This window comes from Achromobacter maghribensis (assembly GCF_057334215.1).
Genome location: NZ_JBHFII010000026.1, coordinates 1 through 17045, shown reverse-complemented (window position 1 = coordinate 17045; position 17045 = coordinate 1). Strand labels below are relative to the sequence as shown.

Here is a 17045-nt window from a genome sequence, read left to right as displayed (position 1 = left end):
CCCCTGACTCGCATGGTGCATGACCGGGCGGGCGTCGGGGCGGGCGGTGTGCTTGGCGTTCTGGCCCGCGGCGGGGAAGGGAGGGGAAGGTGTTGCGGGGCTGCCAAAGCCGGCCGCGCGGGCGGCCTTTTTTGGCGTTTGAGTGTGGCTTGCGTGGCGTTGCGCGTGTGCTGTTTTGGGTGTTGCGTGCTTGGCCGTGTGGCCCAGCATCAAATCAATGACGCGGCTCTTCCACGCGCTCGTACGGCGTGTCGTCGTCTTCATCATCTTCGTCGTCGTCTTCCTCTTCGTCCTCGACCGGCTCCGGTTGCGGTTCTTCCGTCAGGGCGAAGGGCAGGACGTCTTCCAGATTGTCGGACCAGGCGGATTCTTCGCCGTCGTGGTCCAGCTTGATGAAGCGTTCGCCCTCATTCATGGAAATCTGGACGGCCCAGAGGTACAGGCAATCGTAGGTGTCGTCGTCGGCATGGGGCAGGCCGCCGCGGTTGCCCAGGATGCGGGCGCCCGGGCCGCCGAGCTGGACGTGGGTCTGGTCTTCTTCGACTTTGGCGTTCTCGTCCATCGGGACACCGTAGGTGACCCATTCGGTGCCTTCGTCGCCCAGGATCACTTCGGCCAGCACGGGCTTGCCCAGATAGGCGCTGAGCGCATCGGCGGTCTTGGCCAGCATGTCCAGCTCGGATGTGCTGAAGTGGGTCACGGAGGGGGGAGGGGTAGCAGAGGCGGACATGAGGGAGATTCCTGGGCGCGATGAAGCCGCGACGGCACGGCAAGATACATAAGGTCAGGCGTTATTGTCGCGCGATCGGCGTTGCAGTGCATCGGACGCTTGGATGACGACGGTGACTGCCCGCTTAGATGGGGGGCGGGGCGCTCCGTTTGCGGGCGCTGTCCGGGGATTCGCCGGTCAGGCGCTGGAACATCGCGATGAAGGCGGACGGCGTGCTGTATCCCAGGTCGCGCGCCACGGCTTGCACCGGGCGGCCCGCGCCCAGCATGCCCAGCGCCGAGACCACGCGCAGACGCTGGCGCCATTCGTTGAACGACATGCCCAGGTGTTGCTGGCAATGGCGTAGCAGCGTGCGCTCGGTGATGCCGGCGCTGGCGGCCCAGTGCGAGGCGCCTCGCTTGTCGCCCGGACTGCGCTGCAGGGCGGACAGAATGGGTGCAAGCACCGGATTGGTGCTTGAGGGCAGGTAGCTGGCGTAGGCGCGCGCCTGGCGGAGCTGGTCGATGACGACCTGCGCCAGGCGCCGGTCTTCCGGCGTGGCCGGATAGCGGATGTCGCGCCGTTCGAAGTCAGCAAGGATGGCGCGCGTGACGGCGCTGATTTCCAGTGTGCAGGGCGTATCGGGCAGGCCGGCGCAGGCTTCGGCGGGGATGTCGATGCAGGCGTAATGCACTTCGCCTTCGTTCTGGCAGCAGTGCTCTACCTGCGGCGGTATCCAGATGGCGTACTGCGGCGGCGACAGGTAGGTGACGCCGTTGATGCCGATTTCCATGATGCCCGACAGCGCGAAATTCAGTTCGGCCCACGGTGAACGATGGCGCTGCATGCTGGAATGCGGCGTGAAGTGCAAGATGCGGCACGCCAGCGGATACGGCAGGTGGCCGGCCAGGATGGGCGCGGTATCGGCAAGTTCCATGTCGGAAGTTCGTGCGGATTTGTCTGATATTCATTATATACGTCGTCTCGGACAGGGCCTACACTGGCCGCCTGTTTCCCAGCTTGCAAGACTCGTCCATGACGCGCGACACCCCCCACATTCCCGCCCGCTATCTGCTGTTCCCGTTGCTGGCGGCCTTGATCTGGTCGGTCAACATGATCGTGACCAAGATGGCCGCTGGCGTGATCTCGCCCGCCGTCATCGGCTTCTACCGCTGGGCGATCGCCGGCGCGGTGCTGACGCCTTTTGCCTTGCCGGGCGTGTGGGCGCAGCGCCGCCTGATCGTGCCGTACCTGCCCAAGTTCGCGGTGCTGGGCGGACTCGGGATGGCGCTGTACCAGGGGCTGGCCTATGTGGCGGCGTCCAGCACCACGGCGACCAACATGGGCATCATCACGGCCATGATTCCGCTGCTGACCATCGCGGTGGGGACAGTGGTGCTGCGTCAGCGCCCCACGTTGATGGCGATAGTGGGCGGCCTGGTGTCGCTGGCGGGGCTGGCGCTGCTGATTGGCGAAGGCGACCCGGCCCGCCTGCTCTCGGTGGGCGCGAATCCGGGCGACCTGCTGATGGGACTGGCTGCGCTGGCCTATGCGCTGTACGGCGTCCTGTTGCGCCGTTGGGGCCTGCCGGTGGGGCCGTGGCAGTCGCTCTATGTGCAGGTGGCGTTCGGCGTGCTGTTCCAGTTGCCGGCCTTCCTGATGGCCGCGCCGTCGCCGCTGAATGCCGAGAACGTGCCGCTGGTGCTGTATGCCGCGATCTTCCCGTCCCTGTTTGCGCCTTTCCTGTGGATGCAGGGCGTGAAACACCTGGGCCCCAACCGCGCCAGTATCTTCCTGAACCTGATGCCGGTGGGCACCGTGGCGATCGCATCCGTATTCCTGGACGAACAGCCTCACGTCTTTCATATCGTGGGCGGCGCGATGGCGTTGGCCGGCGTGATGCTGGCGCAAATGCGGACCCCGCGCCTGGGGCTGCGCCCGGGCAAAGCGGCGGGTTGAGGGTTGCGTGGCTGCCTGACGCACACCTGTCAGGGTTCCGGCCTACAATCGATGGTTCATCAGCTTTCTTTCCCTATACGAGCCCATGGCCCAATACGTCTACACCATGAACCGCGTCGGCAAGATCGTGCCGCCCAAGCGGCAGATCCTGCGTGACATCTCGCTTTCGTTTTTTCCTGGCGCCAAGATCGGCGTGCTGGGCCTGAACGGCTCGGGCAAGTCGACGCTGCTGAAGATCATGGCGGGCGTCGATAAAGAGATCGAAGGCGAAGCCATTCCCATGCCGGGCCTGAACATCGGCTACCTGCCGCAGGAACCGCAACTGAATCCCGAGCACACGGTGCGCCAGTCGGTTGAAGAAGGCCTGGGCGCCGTCGTCACCGCCAAGAAGCGCCTGGACGAGGTCTACGCCGCGTACGCCGAACCGGACGCCGACTTCGACGCGCTGGCGGCCGAGCAGGCCGAACTTGAAGCCATCATCGCCGCCGCTGCCTCCAGCGGTTCGGACGATATCGAACACCAGATGGAAATCGCCGCCGACGCGCTGCGCCTGCCGCCCTGGGACGCCATCGTCGGCAACTTGTCCGGCGGTGAAAAGCGTCGCGTGGCCCTGTGCCGCCTGCTGCTGTCCAAGCCCGACATGCTGCTGCTGGACGAGCCCACCAACCACTTGGACGCCGAAAGCGTGGAGTGGCTTGAGCAATTCCTGCACAAGTTCCCCGGCACCGTCGTCGCCGTGACCCACGATCGCTACTTCCTGGACAACGCCGCCGAATGGATCCTGGAACTGGACCGCGGCTATGGCATTCCCTGGAAGGGCAACTACAGCTCGTGGCTGGAACAAAAGGAAGACCGCCTGAAGCAGGAAGAGTCTTCGGAATCCGCCCGCCAGAAGACCATCAAGAAGGAACTGGAGTGGGTGCGCCAGAACCCGAAGGGCCGCCAGGCCAAGGCCAAGGCGCGTCTGGCCCGCTTCGAAGAGCTGTCGTCCTACGAATACCAGAAGCGCAACGAAACCCAGGAAATCTTCATTCCCGTGGGTGAGCGCCTGGGCAACGAGGCCATTGAATTCAACAATGTCAGCAAGGCCTACGGCGATCGCCTGCTGATCGATAACCTCAGCTTCAAGGTGCCGCCGGGCGCCATCGTCGGCATCATCGGCCCCAACGGCGCCGGTAAGTCGACGCTGTTCCGCATGATCGCGGGCCGCGAGCAACCGGATTCGGGCGAAGTCAACATCGGCCAGACCGTGAAGCTGGCCTACGTCGACCAGTCGCGCGATGCGCTGGAAGACAAGAAGACGGTGTTCGATGCGGTGGCCGACGGCGCCGACATCCTCACGGTGGGCAAGTTCGAAATGTCGTCGCGTGCCTATCTGGGTCGCTTCAACTTCAAGGGTGGCGATCAGAATAAGGTCGTGGGCCAGTTGTCCGGCGGCGAACGCGGCCGCCTGCACATGGCCAAGACGCTGATCGCCGGCGGCAACGTGCTGCTGCTTGACGAACCGTCCAACGACCTCGACGTGGAAACCCTGCGCGCGCTGGAAGATGCCCTGCTGGAGTTCCCCGGCAGCGTCATGGTCATCAGCCACGATCGCTGGTTCCTGGATCGCATCGCGACCCACATCCTGGCATTCGAAGGCGATTCGCAAGCCGTGTTCTTTGACGGCAACTACCAAGAGTACGAAGCCGACAAGAAGCGCCGCCTGGGCGAAGAGGGCGCCAAGCCCAAGCGCCTGCGCTACAAGGCGCTGAAGTAAGCGATCAGGCTATTCAGTCCGAGAATCCCGGCCGATGCGCCGGGATTTTTTTCGCGGTGATAGAGTCAAAAATAGCATCATATGATGTCAATTTTGATTCACCTTGGAGCAAGCGAGCCCAGGCTTGAGCAATTGCTCCACAATGAACTCGTCTTGACGCACCCGTTCATAGTGGGCGAGTTGGCGCTCGGTTCGCTGGCCAAGCGTGACATGGTGTTGAGCGCGCTGACGCTATTGCCGCAAGCGGTTCGAGCAAGCCACGACGAGGCAATACACTTTCTTCATGCCGAACGGCTATTTGGAAAAGGCATCGGCTACGTCGACCTGCATCTGCTTGCATCGACCCGCCTGACGCCCGGTGCCTCGCTGTGGACCAAAGACAAGCGGCTGCGGTCCGTCGCCAAGACCCTGAATCTGTCGGTCGAGCCACCGCGATATCATTGAGCAACACGGGCGGGCGTTGGCTTCGCCGCGCTGCGGTTTCCTCTATTTCGTTGCCGGCTTTCCGGAGATCCCCGATGCTGCTGCAAGCCTCTGATTCCACTTTCCTCATCGTCGACATGCAGGGCCGCCTGATGCCCGTCATCCACGACAACGAGGCCGTGCTGCACACCACGCACAAGCTCGCGCAAGCCGCGCGGCTGCTTGATGTACCGGTGATCGCCACCGAGCATCACAGCAAGATGCTGGGCGTTACCGTGGATCCGCTGCGCGGCATCGTGCAGTCCACTTTCCAGAAGATGCACTTTTCTTCCGCGCGTGAGCCGGGCTTCGAAGCGTGGCTGCCGGCCGCGCGCAAGACCATTCTGGTGGCGGGGTGCGAAGCGCACATCTGCGTGCTGCAAACCGTGATCGGTCTGGCGGACATGGGCTATAAGGCCGTGCTGGTGTCGGACGCGGCGGGGTCGCGCAAGCCTTCGGACCATCACGCGGCGTTGCGGCGCGCGCGTGCGCATGGCGCCGAAATCGTCACCGCCGAAATGGCCATTTTCGAGTGGATGGAGACGTGCGAGCATCCGCGCTTCCGCGACGTGTTACGTCTGGTCAAATAGCCGGAGCGGGCTGCAACACTGTCCCTGGGACGTGCAAAGATTCACTCGCCGTTTGACACAATTCCTGGGCAAACCTCACACCGCCCGGGCCGTTATTTTGAGATCCTGAAACTTCTAAACCCATAAGGGGACCGCGCGCTCGCATCAGGTCCATGGTGCGGCCCCGGGGTACAAGAATAGGAGTCTCATCATGAAAATCGCATCTCTTTCCAAAATCTGTGTCGCACTGGCAATGACTGCCACCATGGCGGGCTGTTCGTCGTGGGACGGCATGAGCCATCGTCAGAAGAGCACGGTTGGCGGCGCCGCATTGGGCGGTGTCGCAGGCGCCGTGATCACCAACGGCGGCGTCCTCGGGACGGTGGGCGGAGCGGCGATCGGTGGCGTGATTGGCGATCAGGTCGGCAAACACTAAGCCCCTGCGCCCAAAGCAAAACGCCTGGCAATGCCAGGCGTTTTTTTTACTGCGAAGCATGCGCGCCGGATGCTCCGGCGCGCATCGCCGCATCAGGGCGCTTCGTTTTGCGGCATCTCGATCTTCACTTCCAACACCTCCAGCGTGTCCTGGCGTTCCAGGTGCACCTTGATGTCTTCGGGGTTGATCTTCACGTATTTTGAAATCACGGCGATAAGCTCCTGCTGCAGCTGCGGCAGGTAATCGGGCGAGTCGCCGCGGCCCCGCTCGTGGGCCAGGATGATCTGCAACCTTTCCTTGGCGACGGAGGCGGAAGATTTCTTTTGACCAAGCAGAAACGACAGGAAGGACATTGCTTACTTGCCTCCGAACAGACGTTTCAGAAGACCGGGCTTTTCGTAGTCGGTAAAGCGCAGGGCCTTGTCTTCGCCAAGATAACGGGCCACGACGTCCTTGTAGGCCTCGGAGACGTCGGTTTCTTTCAGGTGAATGGCCGGCAGGCCCTGGTTCGACGCTTGCAGCACCGCTTCCGATTCGGGGATGACGCCGATCAGCTTGATGCGCAGGATGTCTTCGATGTCGCCCAGCGACAGCATTTCGCCGTCGACGACGCGCTTCGGGTTGTAGCGCGTGAGCAGCAGGAATTCCTTGACCGGCTCGCCGCCGTCCACTGCGCGCTTGGACTTGGCTGCCAGGATGCCCAGGATGCGGTCGGAGTCGCGCACCGACGAGACTTCCGGGTTGGTCACGACCAGCGCGTCGTCGGCGAAGTAGGCGGCCATCAGCGCGCCCGTCTCGATGCCGGCGGGCGAATCGCAGACGATGTACTCGAAGCCCATTTCCTTCAGGTCATTGATGACCTTCTCCACGCCTTCCTGCGTCAGCGCGTCTTTGTCGCGCGTTTGCGAGGCGGGCAGGATGAACAGGTTTTCAAGCTGCTTGTCCTTGATCAGCGCCTGGTTGAGGGTGGCTTCGCCCTGGATCACATTGACGAAGTCGTACACCACGCGACGCTCGCAGCCCATGATGAGGTCGAGATTGCGCAGGCCGACATCGAAGTCGATGACAGCGGTCTTGTGGCCCCGCATCGCGAGGCCCGCGGAAAAACTGGCGCTCGTCGTGGTTTTACCCACGCCGCCTTTGCCGGAAGTCACCACAACAATGCGTGTCATGACGATCAAACCCTTATGTTCGAATAAATCGCGTTATCGTAAAGCAAAAAGCCCATGTAAGGCTTCTTACAGAATGTGTTGAGACGTTCGCTTCGCGGCGCAAAAACCATTCAGGCTTTCAGCGCTTCGATGCGTAACGTATCGCCGTCCAGGCGGATCAACGCCGGTTGGTTTTGCAGCGTGCGGTCCAGCTTGTCTTCCACCACGCGGTACACGCCGGCCACGGCAAGCAGCTCCGCGTCCAGATGCGTCGTGAAGATGCGCGCCGACGTGTCGCCGCGTGCGCCGGCCATGGCTTTGCCGCGCAAGGGGCCGTAGACGTGCACGTTGCCATCGGCGATGACTTCCGCGCCCTGGCTGACCATGCCGATCACGACCAGGTCCGTGTGCCGTGCATAGACGCGTTGGCCCGAGCGCAGCGGCTTGGTAATGACCAGGGCCGACGACGAGTGCGGTGCGGCTTGCGTGGGGGCGGGCGCCGATGTGGTGCTGCTGGCTTCGCGCGCCGGCATGGGTTCGCCGGAGGCGGCCGCGGCGGGTTTGTCCGTGGCGTCGGCCGCTTCCGCAGCGGGCGCATCGGTGGCGGACGTGTCCGTCGGCGCGGGCGCGGTCTCGACGGCGGCGGCCGGCACCGAGGGCACGGGCGTGGACACGTCGTTAGGCGGCGCGGTGTCGACCATGGGGGCGGGACGGGCGGCAGGGGTGGACAGTTCCACCGGCGTCAGGCCGGCCTCGCGCGCGGCTTTCAGGTTGGCGCCTTCGGCCACGACGCCGATCGGGGGCAGGTTATGGCTGCGCAGCGCGGCTACCAGGGCCTTCCAATCGATCTTCTCGTCGACGCGGCTGGCGTCGATGACGACGGGTTCGTTCTCGAAGAAGCTGCCGGCGTCGGCCATGCGCTTGGCCAGCGCGGCAATGAGGCGTTCGGGGTCTGCGCTGTGCAGAACCACCCGGATGGCATACAGGGTGGCGCTTTTGAAGTCCAGGGCTAGGGATTCAGTATTCATCTTGATGGTGGCTGGCGGTCCGGGCGCCAGGAAACGGCGCGCACGACCGGCTGCGGGATGTCGGGGATGATAACCCGCCGGGCGGCGGGGTGCGCAGTTGGGAAGACGAAAGAAAAAGGCGCCCGAAGGCGCCTTTTCCCGTGATATGCGCGCGGGCGGGTCAGCCTTGCGCCCACGAATCGCGCAGCGTCACGATGCGGTTGAGCACCGGCGCGGCTTCGGAGGATTCCTTCAGGTCGGCCGTGAAGTAGCCCAGGCGCTCGAACTGCCAGGTGGCGCCCGGCGTGGCAACGGTGCCGGGTTCCAGCCAGGCCGTGACGGTCTGCTTGGAGTTCGGGTTCAGGCAGGCCAGGAAGTCCTTGTCGCCGCCATCGGGGCGGGCGTCGGCGAACAGGCGGTCGTACAGGTGGATCTGCGCGGACACCGCGTGGGCCGCGCTGACCCAGGTGATGTTGCCCTTGACCTTGACGCTGTCGGCGCCCGGCGTGCCGCTACGGGTCTCCGGCAGGTACTCGGCCTGCACTTCAACGACGTCGCCGGCTTCGTTCTTGGTGAAGCCGGTGCAACGCACGACGTAGCCGTACTTCAGGCGCACGGTGTTGCCGGGGAACAGGCGGAAGTACTTCTTCGGCGCTTCTTCGCGGAAGTCGTCGCGTTCGATCCAGAGCTCGCGCGACAGCGGGAACTCGCGCAAGCCGGCTTCCGGATCGTGCGGGTTGCGGGGCGCGGTGCAGATTTCGGTCTGGCCTTCCGGGTAGTTCGTGATGACCAGCTTGATCGGGTCCAGCACGGCCACCGAGCGCGCGGCGATGGGGTCGAGGTCGTCGCGCACGGCTTGCTCAAGCAGGCTGTAGTCGATGCGCGAATCGGACTTGGATACCGCCGTGCGATCGCAGAACAGGCGGATCGAGGCCGGCGTGTAGCCGCGGCGGCGCAGGCCGAAGAGGGTCGGCATGCGGGGGTCGTCCCAGCCGTCCACGTGGCCTTCGCGCACCAGTTGCAGCAGCTTGCGCTTGCTGGTGACGACGTAGCTCAGGTTCAGGCGGGCGAATTCATATTGGTGCGGCAACGGCTGGGCCAGCTTGCCCAGTTCGGCCAGGCGCGCCAGGATCCAGTCGTAGAACGGGCGCTGATCTTCGAATTCCAGCGTGCAGACACTGTGCGTGATGCCTTCCAGCGCGTCTTCCACCGGGTGGGCCCAGCTGTACATCGGGTAGATGCACCATTGGTTGCCCGTGCGGTGGTGGGTGGCATGGCGCACGCGGTACATCACCGGGTCGCGCAGGTTGATGTTGGGCGACGCCATGTTGATCTTGGCGCGCAGCACCAGGCTGCCGTCCGGATGCTTGCCGTCGCGCATTTCGCGCAGCAGCGTGACCGACTCGGCAGCCGGGCGGTTGCGCCAGGGCGAGTCGATGCCGGGTTCGGTCAGCGTGCCGCGGTTGGCGCGGATGGCTTCGGGGCTTTGCTCGTCGACGTAGGCGTGGCCGGCTTCGACCAGCGCCTCGGCGAATTCGTACATGTAGCCGAAGTAGTCACTGGCGAAGTACAGGTTTTCCTGGCCGTTGTCGGCCTTCCAGTCAAAGCCCAGCCAGCGAACGGCCTCGATGATGGCGTCGACGTATTCCTGGTCTTCCTTTTCGGGATTGGTGTCGTCGAAGCGCAGGTGGCAGACGCCGCCGAAATCGCGCGCCAGGCCGAAGTTCACGCAGATGCTCTTGGCGTGGCCGATGTGCAGGTAGCCATTCGGCTCCGGCGGGAAGCGCGTGCGGATGCGGGCCGGATCCGGGGCCCCCTGTTGCTGCACCGCGGCCGGGCCAGGCTTGCCCGCCCAACGTTTGCCCTGGAAGCGATTGGCTTCGAGGTCGTCCTGGACGATGTTGAGCAGGAAATTGGATGCAGCTGGGGTCGGCGTCGTGGCGGAGGTCATTCTTGAAAGAATAGGAAAAAGCGGCGACAAAGCGTCAATTTTGCCACGTTCCGCGCGAGGGGCCTTTTTGAACCCTGTGCAACCGGTTTCAAACTGTCCCCACAGTCTTGTAACTGGCTCTACACTACGGGCCATTATGGATATATCCACCCTTTCCCTGGCCCGTGCGCAGTTCGTGGCCAGCCTGAGCTTTCTGGCGCTATTCCTGGCGGTTTCGCTGGCGCTTGCCTGGGTCCTGCTGTTTTTCAAAGTGCGCGCCCGCTGGTCTGGCCGGGGCGGCTGGACCGCCGCTTACCGCTTCTGGGTACGCATATTCGCGCTGGCCTTCGTGCTGACGCTTGCCGCCAGCGTGCCCGTGCTGATCCAGATTGGCGGCCTGTGGGCCGGCCTGATGGACAAGATCGGCAATGTCGCCGGCCCCTTGTTGGGCTACGGCATCCTGTCCGTCTTCATACTGAAGTCGTGCTTCCTGGGCGTCATGTTGTTCGGCCAGCGCCGGGTGTCCGATGGCGCGCATACGCTGGCGGTGCTGATGGTGGCCGTGGGCCAGCTGGTGGCGGTGTTCTGGGTGCTGGCCTTGCAGTCCTGGATGCAGACGCCCGACGGCGCCATCCTGGTCGATGGCCGCTACCAGGTCTACGACTGGGCGGCCGTGGTGCTGAATCCCTCGGTCGGCTGGCGCATGGCCGTCGTGGTCGTGGGCGCGGCGTTGACCGCCTCGTTCCTGATGATGGGCGTCTCCGCCTTGCAGGCGCTGCGCCGGCCGCTGGGCGATGGCGAACGCAATACGTTCAAGACCGGCCTGGTGATCGCAGTGGTCGCGGCTTTCCTGCAGGTGCCGGTGGCCACGGGCGCCGGCCAGATGGTGGCCAAGCTGCAGCCCGCCAAGGCGGCTGCCGCCGCCGGCTTCTGGGAAAGCGGCGCCGAGCCCCAACTGGTGATTTTCGGATGGCCGGACGCGCGCACGCATGCCAACCTGTCGGACGTGACCATCCGCAACGCTGGCGGCATGTGGCTGCACCGCAATGCGGACGGTACCTATCAAGGCCTGGACAAGTATTCCGGCATGTTGCCGCCGGTCGCGCTGACCTTCTGGTCGCTGCGGGTGGCCGTGGGCCTGGGCTTGCTGATGCTCGCCGTGGCCTGCGTGACGTTCCTGTGGACGTTCCGCCGCGGGCTGGACCCGTCCACGTTGCCGGTCTGGTGGCAACGCGTGCTGTGCGGCATGATGTTCTCGGGCGGTATCGCGGTGGTGGCCGGCTGGTGGGTGTCCATCATTGGCATGCAGCCCTTTGCCGTCAACGGCACCATCACGCAATCTGAAGTGCTGGGCCAGACGGCCTCCAGCACCGTCCTCTACGGGCTGGTGGGCTATGGCCTGCTCTATGCCTTGCTGCTGGCCGCGTTCGCCGCCATGCTGTTCCACGCGGCACGCTACGGCGTCGTGCCCGTGCGCAAACTGGGCGGAGGCTCGCCATGATCGCCATGCTGGCCGCTTCGCAGGGCCTGAGCCCTGAAGACCCCTCCTTCTGGATGCCGCTTGCCTTCATGGGGCTGCTGTTCGTGGTGATCGCCGCGGGCATGGTTCTGGACGGCTTCGACCTAGGCGTGGGCATCCTGCTGCAATTGGCGCCCGAACACGAGCGCGGCCGCATGATGTCGCTCTTGAGCCCGTGGCGCGACGCCAACGAATTCTGGTTGCTGTTGGGCATGGGTTTGTTCGCGTCGGCGTTCCCGTTCGCATGGGGGGCGGTGCTGGGCAAACTCTATGGCCCGCTTACCTGCATGGTGCTGGGGGTGATGCTGCGCAGCGTGTCGTTCGAATTCCGCATCCGTGCGCGCAACGAGATGAAGCCGCGCTGGATATTCGGCTTCTGGGCGGGCTCGATCATCACGGCCTTCGGCCAGGGCATGCTGCTGGGCCGGATCGCCACGGGCTATCAGTCCGACGCCGGCTACGGCTGGTTCGCGATGTTCGTGGGCCTGTGCGCCGTGGCGGCTTACGTGCTGCTGGGCGCCTCCTGGCTGGTCATGCGGGTGGATGGCGATCTGCAGCGCCGCGCCGCCGCGTGGGCGCGCCACGCCATCCGCTGGACGGCCGTGGGCATGGTGGCCATCGCGGTGACGCTGGGGCTGGCCAACGCGGGCATTTTCTATAAATGGAGCAACATCGCGCACCTGAGTCTGGCCGCCACGGTATGGGTGCTGATGCTGGCGGCGTATGTGGCGGCCGAGATGCTGCTGGCCCGCCTGCCCGGCCGCGCCGACCGTTTCAGCTGGTTGCCGTTCGTGCTCTGCGTCGCGTTGTTCCTGCTGATGCTGAGCGGCTTGGCGTACAGCCTGTTCCCTTACCTCATCCTGGACGACATGACCTTGTGGGACGGCGCGGGCGCGCTGGGTTCGATGCGCCTGGTCATGGCCGGCGCGGTCGTGGGGATACCGGTGGTGCTGGTGTTCAACATCCTGGCGTACCGGTCGGTCTTTGGAAAAGAGCGCGCGCCGGTGCCGCTCTTGCCGCCGCCGTCGTATTGACGGCGGCAACGGGCCGGGTGTTACAGCACCGGCTTGGCCACGCGCTGCAGGATTTCTTCGCCGTAGGCTTCGAGCTTGCGCGCGCCCACGCCACTGATGTGGCTGAGCGCATCCATGGAGTCGGGTTGCGCCAGGGCGATTTCTCGCAGCGTGGCGTCATGGAAGATGACGTAGGCCGGCACGCCGTGGCTTTTTGCCACTTCGCCGCGCCAGGCGCGCAGCGCCTCGAAAACGGGTTGCAGTTCGGCCGGCAGGTCGATCGTGGCAGCCTTGGGGCGGCCGCTGCTGGTTTTGCCCGACCGGGTCTTCTTTTCGGATTCGCGCCGCAGCATCAACTGGCGTTCGCCCTTGAGCACCGCGCGGCTGCCTTCGGTCAGGGCCAGCGTGCCGAACCCTTCGTTGTCCACCGTCAGCAGACCCTGCGCCAACAACTGGCGCAGCACGCCGCGCCACGCCGTATCGCTCAGGTCTTCGCCCACGCCGAACACGCTTAGCGTTTCATGGCCATGCTGCTTGGTGCGGTCGGTGACCTTGCCGCGCAGGATGTCGATGATGTGGCCCGCGCCGTAACGCTGGCCCCGTTCTTTCCACAGGCGATAGACGGCCGACAGCACTTTCTGCGCAGCGACCGTGCCGTCCCAGGCTTGCGGCGGTTCCAGGCACACGTCGCAATTGCCGCAGGCCGTGATCTGCTGGCCAAAATACGCCAGCAACCGCACGCGGCGGCATTCCACGGTTTCGCATAGCCCCAGCATGGCGTCCAGCTGCTGCCCCAGACGGCGGCGGTAGGACTCGTCGCCGGGCGATTCGTCGATCATGCGGCGCTGCTGCACCACGTCTTGCAGGCCATAGGCCAGCCAGGCGGTGGCGGGCAGGCCATCGCGGCCGGCGCGGCCGGTTTCCTGGTAGTAGCCTTCAACGGATTTGGGCAGGTCGATGTGAGCCACGAAGCGCACATCAGGCTTGTCGATGCCCATGCCGAAGGCGATGGTGGCCACCATGACCACGCCGTCTTCCCGCAGGAACCGGGACTGGTTGGCGGCGCGCACCTGCGGGCTGAGCCCGGCGTGGTACGGCATGGCGTCGATGCCCTGGTTGCACAGGAATTCGGCGGTTTCCTCCACGCGCGCCCGCGACAGGCCATACACCACGCCGGACTCGCCGTCGTGTTCCGTGCGGATCATGTCCAGCAACTGCTTGCGCACCTCGTTCTTTTCGACGATGCGGTAGCGGATGTTGGGGCGGTCGAAGCTGGAAACGAAATGGCGGGCGTCGTCCAGCGACAGGCGCTGGGCGATTTCGGTGCGCGTGTCGGCGGTGGCCGTAGCCGTCAGCGCGATGCGCGGCACGTCAGGCCAACGTTCGTGCAGCATCGACAGGCCCAGGTATTCCGGCCGGAAGTCGTGCCCCCATTGGGACACGCAATGCGCCTCGTCGATGGCGAACAGCGCGATGCGGCCGCGTTCCAGCAGTTGCAGGCAGCGGTCGGTCAGAAGCCGTTCGGGGGCGACATACAGCAAGTCCAGTTCGCCGGCCAGGAACGCCTGTTCGACGTCGCGGGCCACGCGCCATTCCTGCGTGGAGTTCAGGAAGGCCGCGCGCACGCCCAGTTCGGTCAGGGCGTCGACCTGATCCTGCATCAGCGCGATCAGGGGCGACACGACGATGCCGGTGCCTTCACGGACCAGCGAGGGAATCTGGTAACAGAGCGATTTCCCGCCGCCGGTGGGCATCAGGACCAGCGCGTCGCCGCCGTCGATCACTTGTTCGACAATGGCTTGCTGGTCGCCGCGGAAGGATTCGTAACCGAAAACGCGCTGCAATACGCCGAGGGCGCGCGCGTCAGACATGGGGGTAGGCCGGGAGCATCATGGCAGGGATTTTAAGCCGCAATTTCGGACCGCCCCCTTTAAGGGGATATTTCCGTCCGTCCGGCGGGCCGGCTACCAACTGAACCAGGTGCCACGCATGAAGGTGTCCACCGGCATGCTCAGGTTCGCGCGCCATTCGTAGTTGCCCGAAATGATGTCGCGGTCGGCCCCCACCGCCAGCTTCACTTTAGGGGCGACGAACATGCTGTGCGTCAGTCCCACGCGCTGCTCGGCCAGCGTCGACCCTTCATGCAGCCCGGAATACGTGCCGCTGAGCGTGCCCCAGCCCGTGATGGGCACGCCCGCCGTGAAGGTATTGCGCGACTGCGGGGACGACGCCACGCCGCCGGAATAGTTGGACAGGTCGCCGAATCCGGCCCCGGTCTGTTCGTTCGTGTAGCCCAGGTTGACGGCATCGGCCACGTCTACGCTATAGCCGAAGCGGTAGCGCCAGGCGTTGGCAGCGTCGAACGAGCTTTGCGTGGCGCCGGCCTGGAAGGTGCCGTATTCGCCTGCGGCGTAGGTGGTGCCCATGCCGCGGGTCGTCAGCGACGGCGCGCTCTGCATCTGGCCTTCCAGCGTCAGGGCGGGCGTCAGCCCATAGCGCACGCTGCCGCTGCCAACCGACGCGCCATAGTCCACGGCGCCCGAACTGGCAGTGGGGTCCATGCGGTTCAGTTTGCCCAGCGACGAGGAATAGCCGAAGCTGCCCTCGGGCACGGTCGCGGAAGCGCCGGCCCAGTTTGCGATTTGCAAGCCGCCCACTGGCGCGCTGCTGCCCCAGGCGGGGGCATTGGCGTTGATGTTGCCCACGGTGACGGACGGCCCGGCGGTGTTGCGGTACACCCAATTGCGGTCGCCGCCGTAACGCAGGCCGTCCTGGCCGCTGACGGAGGCGAACCAAGGACGGCTGGGACGTGAAACGCCCGAGATCACCACGACCGGCACACGGGGCAGATCCCCGTCTTCCAGCGCGAAGGCGTAGTCGGGCGTGGTTTCCTCGGCCGGGGCGGCGGTCTGTTCGCAGCCCAGGGGCGACGCGTCGGCCGCGCCCGACAGCGAGGCGCCGATCCCGGGAATCAGTCCCTCATCGCTGTCGCCTCCGCCCTGCACGCTGGTGTCCATGGCCGGTTCCGCCACTTGCAGGTCGCACGGGGACGGATCCAGCGGCATCGCCCGGGCTTCCATCGAAGGCGCGGGCCGCACTGGGATAGGCTGAACCGGGGACAAAACCCCGATGCCGCGCGCCATGCGTACCGGCGCCACCTGGGAAGGCGGCGACGCGAAATCAGGGGACGCAATGGGAGTGTCGCCAAGCGCGGAAGCCAACGGGCAGGATAAACCTGCGGCCAGCGCCGCGTGCAACAGCCGTCTGCGCCAGAGTGAAGGGGCAACCATACGGACCAGTGTAGAGAGGGGATGCCGCCGTAGCTGTAAACGATTTTTAGGAAACCGGACGAGCGGCAAGGCCAGTCGGTCTATTTTAGGGCCACTCCATGACGCGCCGCGTGTTTCCGGCAACGCGCCGGCAAACACGGCGTACATCGTGCAACAGGTGTATTTCAGTTGATTTCTTCCCTCTTGCGGCCAGACGCGGCGCGCCTCACTATGGCATCCATGGACAATCCTCACACCAAGCTGCTGGTCGTCGACGACGATCCGGCGTTACGGCAACTGCTGGCCGACTACCTGAATCGCCACGGCTACGACACCTTGCTGGCGCCGGACGCGACCGATCTGTCGTCCCGCATCACCCGCTACGCGCCCGATCTGCTCGTGCTGGACCGCATGTTGCCCGGCGGCGACGGCGCCGACGCTTGCCGCCGCTTGCGTGAACAAGGCGAGGACATCCCCGTCATCCTCCTGACCGCCCGCGACGAAGCCGTGGACCGCATCATCGGCCTGGAAGCCGGCGCCGACGACTATGTCGGCAAACCATTCGATCCGCGCGAACTGCTGGCCCGCATCGAGGCCGTGCTGCGTCGCAAGCGCGGCCCATCGGCGCTGACCAAGGACGCGCCGGTCACGTTCGGCCCCTTCCTGTTCGATCCGTCCTCGCGCCAGTTGTCGCGCGAAGGCACCGTGGTGAAGTTGACCGGGGGCGAAATCAACCTGCTTGAAGCCCTGGTGCGCAACGCCGGCAAGCCGCTGTCGCGCGAGCGTCTTCTGGCGCTGGCCCGCGACGACGACGCCGGCGAACGCAACGACCGCGCCATCGACATCGCCATCCTGCGCCTGCGCCGCGTCATCGAAGACGATCCCAAGCAGCCGCGCTGGATCCAGACCGTCTGGGGCATTGGCTACCGGTTTTCGCCCTGATGCGCTTTTCCCTCGGTTTCCTGGTGCCGCGTTCGCTGCGGGCGCGCCTGATCCTGTTGATCCTGGGTTCCGTGCTGCTGACGCAGGCGGCCACGCTGGTGACGGTGTCGTACTTCCGGCACAAGTTCATGGAAGACGTGGCGATCGGCTACATCGTCACCACGATCCGTACCCTGCGCGCCGCCGTGTCCGAGGTTCCCGCCGAAGACCGCGCCGAATTCGTGCGCACGGCGTCGCAGAACCAATGGCGGCTATGGTCGCGCGTGCTGCCGGCCGAAGCCAAGCTGCAACGGTTCAACGGCCGCCGCCCCCCCCCGCGC

The 17045-nt window shown here is 65.2% G+C and carries 16 protein-coding genes and 1 pseudogene; 9 read left to right on the top strand and 8 right to left on the bottom strand.

The window, feature by feature from the left end:
• Positions 1-214: 214 nt before the first annotated feature.
• Both ACE039_RS10920 and ACE039_RS10915 read right to left on the bottom strand, forming a co-directional pair.
• Positions 215-730, bottom strand: coding sequence for a hypothetical protein (locus ACE039_RS10920; protein WP_485822360.1), 516 nt, complete (start codon positions 728-730; stop codon positions 215-217).
• 124 nt (positions 731-854) lie between these two features.
• Positions 855-1646, bottom strand: a complete 792-nt coding sequence (locus ACE039_RS10915; RefSeq protein WP_485822359.1) for an AraC family transcriptional regulator — start codon at positions 1644-1646, stop codon at positions 855-857.
• 98 nt (positions 1647-1744) lie between these two features.
• Here ACE039_RS10915 and ACE039_RS10910 point away from each other — a divergent pair, with 98 nt between their 5' ends.
• The 5 genes from ACE039_RS10910 (at position 1745) to ACE039_RS10890 (ending at position 5894) form a co-directional block, all read left to right on the top strand.
• On the top strand, positions 1745-2668 hold the full coding sequence (locus ACE039_RS10910) for a DMT family transporter (RefSeq protein ID WP_485822358.1): 924 nt from the start codon (positions 1745-1747) through the stop codon (positions 2666-2668).
• 85 nt (positions 2669-2753) lie between these two features.
• Positions 2754-4427, top strand: coding sequence for an energy-dependent translational throttle protein EttA (gene ettA / locus ACE039_RS10905; protein ID WP_169274244.1), 1674 nt, complete (start codon positions 2754-2756; stop codon positions 4425-4427).
• Between the two features lie 84 nt (positions 4428-4511).
• Positions 4512-4871 carry a type II toxin-antitoxin system VapC family toxin gene (locus ACE039_RS10900; protein WP_485822357.1) on the top strand — a complete coding sequence of 120 codons (360 nt, stop codon included), beginning with the start codon at positions 4512-4514 and terminating at the stop codon, positions 4869-4871.
• Positions 4872-4945: 74 nt separating this feature from the next.
• Positions 4946-5479: an isochorismatase family protein gene (locus tag ACE039_RS10895; RefSeq protein WP_448709663.1), complete on the top strand. Its 534-nt coding sequence runs from the start codon at positions 4946-4948 to the stop codon at positions 5477-5479.
• 190 nt (positions 5480-5669) lie between these two features.
• Entirely contained in the window at positions 5670-5894 is a 225-nt protein-coding gene (locus ACE039_RS10890; protein ID WP_006226436.1) for a glycine zipper 2TM domain-containing protein, read from the top strand.
• A 92-nt stretch (positions 5895-5986) separates the two neighbouring features.
• Here ACE039_RS10890 and minE read toward each other — a convergent pair whose 3' ends face one another.
• From minE to ACE039_RS10870, 4 genes are all read right to left on the bottom strand, one after another.
• The gene (gene minE / locus ACE039_RS10885; RefSeq protein WP_006226437.1) at positions 5987-6247 is read right to left on the bottom strand and encodes a cell division topological specificity factor MinE; all 261 of its coding nucleotides are present in this window, start codon (positions 6245-6247) and stop codon (positions 5987-5989) included.
• Between the two features lie 3 nt (positions 6248-6250).
• Entirely contained in the window at positions 6251-7066 is an 816-nt protein-coding gene (gene minD / locus ACE039_RS10880; protein ID WP_105555581.1) for a septum site-determining protein MinD, read from the bottom strand.
• A 110-nt stretch (positions 7067-7176) separates the two neighbouring features.
• Entirely contained in the window at positions 7177-8073 is an 897-nt protein-coding gene (gene minC, locus ACE039_RS10875; RefSeq protein WP_485822356.1) for a septum site-determining protein MinC, read from the bottom strand.
• 160 nt (positions 8074-8233) lie between these two features.
• Positions 8234-10003, bottom strand: a complete 1770-nt coding sequence (locus ACE039_RS10870; RefSeq protein ID WP_105555364.1) for a glutamine--tRNA ligase/YqeY domain fusion protein — start codon at positions 10001-10003, stop codon at positions 8234-8236.
• A gap of 136 nt (positions 10004-10139) precedes the next feature.
• On the opposite strand from ACE039_RS10870, the gene ACE039_RS10865 reads away from it, so the two are divergent.
• Positions 10140-11483 (top strand): cytochrome ubiquinol oxidase subunit I, encoded by a 1344-nt coding sequence (locus ACE039_RS10865; RefSeq protein WP_448709206.1) that lies wholly within the window; start codon positions 10140-10142, stop codon positions 11481-11483.
• The gene (locus ACE039_RS10860; RefSeq protein WP_105555362.1) at positions 11480-12535 is read left to right on the top strand and encodes a cytochrome d ubiquinol oxidase subunit II; all 1056 of its coding nucleotides are present in this window, start codon (positions 11480-11482) and stop codon (positions 12533-12535) included. The genes ACE039_RS10865 and ACE039_RS10860 overlap by 4 nt, the downstream gene beginning before the upstream one ends.
• 20 nt (positions 12536-12555) lie before the next feature.
• Here ACE039_RS10860 and recQ read toward each other — a convergent pair whose 3' ends face one another.
• Entirely contained in the window at positions 12556-14385 is a 1830-nt protein-coding gene (recQ, locus tag ACE039_RS10855) for a DNA helicase RecQ (RefSeq protein ID WP_105555361.1), read from the bottom strand.
• 93 nt (positions 14386-14478) lie between these two features.
• The gene (locus ACE039_RS10850; RefSeq protein ID WP_485822355.1) at positions 14479-15804 is read right to left on the bottom strand and encodes a fimbrial protein; all 1326 of its coding nucleotides are present in this window, start codon (positions 15802-15804) and stop codon (positions 14479-14481) included.
• A 219-nt stretch (positions 15805-16023) separates the two neighbouring features.
• Here ACE039_RS10850 and ACE039_RS10845 point away from each other — a divergent pair, with 219 nt between their 5' ends.
• Both ACE039_RS10845 and ACE039_RS10840 read left to right on the top strand, forming a co-directional pair.
• The gene (locus ACE039_RS10845; RefSeq protein WP_006226445.1) at positions 16024-16725 is read left to right on the top strand and encodes a response regulator; all 702 of its coding nucleotides are present in this window, start codon (positions 16024-16026) and stop codon (positions 16723-16725) included.
• Positions 16725-17045: pseudogene (locus ACE039_RS10840) on the top strand (ATPase); the annotation flags it as partial. The gene ACE039_RS10845 and the pseudogene ACE039_RS10840, both read left to right, overlap by 1 nt.